Source organism: Roseomonas rosulenta, from assembly GCF_016106005.1.
Classification (GTDB): Bacteria; Pseudomonadota; Alphaproteobacteria; order Acetobacterales; family Acetobacteraceae; genus Neoroseomonas; species Neoroseomonas rosulenta.
Genome location: NZ_JACADR010000426.1, coordinates 1 through 2,593, shown reverse-complemented (window position 1 = coordinate 2,593; position 2,593 = coordinate 1). Strand labels below are relative to the sequence as shown.

The window sequence follows — 2,593 nt, the reverse complement described above, 5'->3', positions numbered from 1 at the left end:
GCCCGCGGCGAGGCCAGCAGCACCCGCCAGCGCCGCGGCACGCAGACGGCCTCGGCCTCGGGCAGCCGCCGCGGGGCGCGCCCGGCCGCCGCGCCGGCCTCCGTCACCCAGTGATGTGCGCGGCGTAACCCGCGCCGCGTCTCCGCACATCACGGACGACGCAGGGGGGCCACCGCGCCCCCCTTTTTCGTTCCCGGCGCCAAGGTCGCGGCCGCAGCCGGCAAGCCAGCTGGCGGCAAGGCGCGACACGTGGTCCGTGGCACCGATCCGGCACGGCCGCGGCGGGAGGGGCACCAGTTTAAAACCGTCGTGCCCGGACGTCAGTCGCCGATCGCCCCGCCGTCGCGCTTGACGATGGCGATCACCGAGGGCCGCGGCGGCACGCCCTCGGCGAAATCCGGCCAGCGCGTCGAAGGCCGTTCGAAGGTCGACCCCGGATCCTCGCCGGGATGCTGGATCGCCAGGAACACCGTGCGATCATCCGGCGTAAAGCAGGGCCCGCAGACCTCCGCCCCCGTGGGCGCCTGGTAGAACAGCCGCGTCAGTGCCCGCCCGTAGCCGGCCGTGTCGGCCGCATAGAGCCCATCCGCCACGCCGGCATTCTCAGGCGCGCCATCGGTCGCGATCCAGATCCGCCCCTTGCTGTCGAAGGCGCAGTTGTCCGGGCAGGACAGCCAGCCCTGGTCCGAGACCGCGCGGTGGTACTGCGTGCCGGGATCCACACCCGGCTTGCCGGCGGCGATGAAGATGCCCCAGCGCGCCTCGGTCGCCGCGTGATCGACGCGCGGCGTGCCCGCGCCCGGCGGAATGATCTCGAGGATATGACCGTGGTTGTTGCGCGCGCGCGGATTGGCCCCGCTCGCCTGCTGCGCCGTGCGGCGGTTGTTGTTTGTCAGCATGACATAGACGCGCCCGTTCACCGGGTTGGTGTCCACGTCTTCCGGCCGGTCCATCGGCGTCGCACCGAGCAGCGTCGCGGCGCGGCGCGTCTCGATCAGCACGTCGGATTGCGAGGCGAAGCCGTTCGCCGCCGTCAGCGGCCCCTGGCCGAACACCAGCGGCAGCCATTCCACGCGGCCGTCGTCGTGGAACTTCCCGACATAGAGGATGCCGTCATCCATCAGGTCGCGGTTCGCCGCGCGGTCATTGGGGTTCCAGGGGCGCGCGGTGACGAACTTGTAGACGAATTCGAAGCGCTCATCGTCCCCGGAATAGAAGGCCACGCGGCCATCGGCGCTGACCGCATGCGTCGCCCCCTCATGCTTGAAGCGCCCGAGCGCGGTGCGCTTCACCGGGATGCTCTCGGGGTCGTAGGGGTCGAACTCCACAACCCAACCGAAGCGGAAGGATTCGTTCGGTTCCTTCTCGACGTTGAAGCGGTCCTGGTGGCGCCACCAATTGTACCAGCTGTCGGTCGAGATGCCGTAGCGGCGCATGATCTCGGCATGCGGCGTCTTCGCCGGATCGCCGCCGAAATAGCCGTTGAAGTTCTCCTCCCCCGTCAGCACCGTGCCCCAGGGCGTATTGCCGCCGGCGCAGTTGTTGAGCGTGCCGAGCACGCGCATCCCCGTGGGGTCGGCGCTGGTCTTCATGCGCTCGGCACCGGCGGCAGGGCCGGCGATGCGCATCGGCGTCTCGCCGGTGATGCGCCGGTTGTGGCGGCTTTCCTTCACGTAGCCCCAGCTGCCGCCCTCGCGCTTCACCTCGATGACCGACAGGCCATGCGCCATCGTCTCGGCGCGGGTCTGCGGGCCGTTCGACCGCGTGCGCGCCTCGCGCCCTGATCCCATGCCGGGGAACATCAGGTTGGTGTTGGTGTATTCGTGGTTCACCACGAGCAGCCCGTGATCGGCCGTGCGGCTGCCCTGGGGCAGCGGGAAGAAATCGAGGTAGTCGCAGTTGTAGCCGAATTGCCGCGCCTGCGCGGCCTCGGTCACGTTGCGCGCATCGAAAGGCGGCGCATCGGGCAGCACCGGGTCGCCCCAACGGATGACCACCTGGCGGTCATAGCCCTCGGCCACGGCATCGGTCTGCGCCATCTGGTGGCGCAGTTCGGAGAAGGTCAGCGTGGAGGGCCCGCCCTGGCGCGGCACCGCGAGCTGAGCGGCACTTTCCTCCGGCAGCGAGGCGGCAAGCGCCGCGGCGGCCGCGCCTGCCCCGAGCAGGACGCGCCGGCCGTAGCGCGCGGCGATCACCTCGCCGATGGGGCGGCGCGGATCGGGGTTCGACCCGACATCCTCCGAGGCGTCGATGGCGGGGTCCTGGTTCTCGTTGAAATCGGGCATGGCGTCCTCCCTGCGGCGGAGGGGACCATGGGCGCCGGGCGATGGGAACCGGGAAAAGCGTGAAGCCTCTGCGACAGCGCGGGTCAGCGCGCCAGCGTCACCACCGTGCTGCGCGGCGGCTCGTCCGGCCGCATGTTCGGCCAGCGCGTCGCCGGCTCCGCCCAGTTCGCACTCGGCGTGGCACCCGGATGCGCGACGGCCGCCAGCAGCGTGCCGTCCGGCGCGGGCAGCGCCCCGCCCAGCGCCGCCCCCACTGGCGCTGCCAGCACAGATCGGAAGGGCACGCGTCCGGACTCCAGTCAGGGCTA

General features: G+C 71.2%; 2 protein-coding genes. Both read right to left on the bottom strand.

Translation table 11 applies throughout. The annotated features are described in order from the left end of the window. Nucleotides 1-320: 320 nt before the first annotated feature. A complete protein-coding gene (locus HW578_RS25330; protein ID WP_198373478.1) occupies nt 321-2,285 on the bottom strand; it encodes a PhoX family protein in 1,965 nt (654 codons plus the stop codon). An 83-nt stretch (nt 2,286-2,368) separates the two neighbouring features. After that, nucleotides 2,369-2,569 (bottom strand): hypothetical protein, encoded by a 201-nt coding sequence (locus HW578_RS25325; RefSeq protein ID WP_198373477.1) that lies wholly within the window; start codon nt 2,567-2,569, stop codon nt 2,369-2,371. Between the last annotated feature and the right edge of the window lie 24 nt (nt 2,570-2,593).

Bases quoted from the DNA above. Each gene is read 5' to 3' on its own strand.
- HW578_RS25330 (WP_198373478.1), bottom strand. From the start codon at position 2,285: ATGCCCGATTTCAACGAGAACCAGGACCCCGCCATCGACGCCTCGGAG.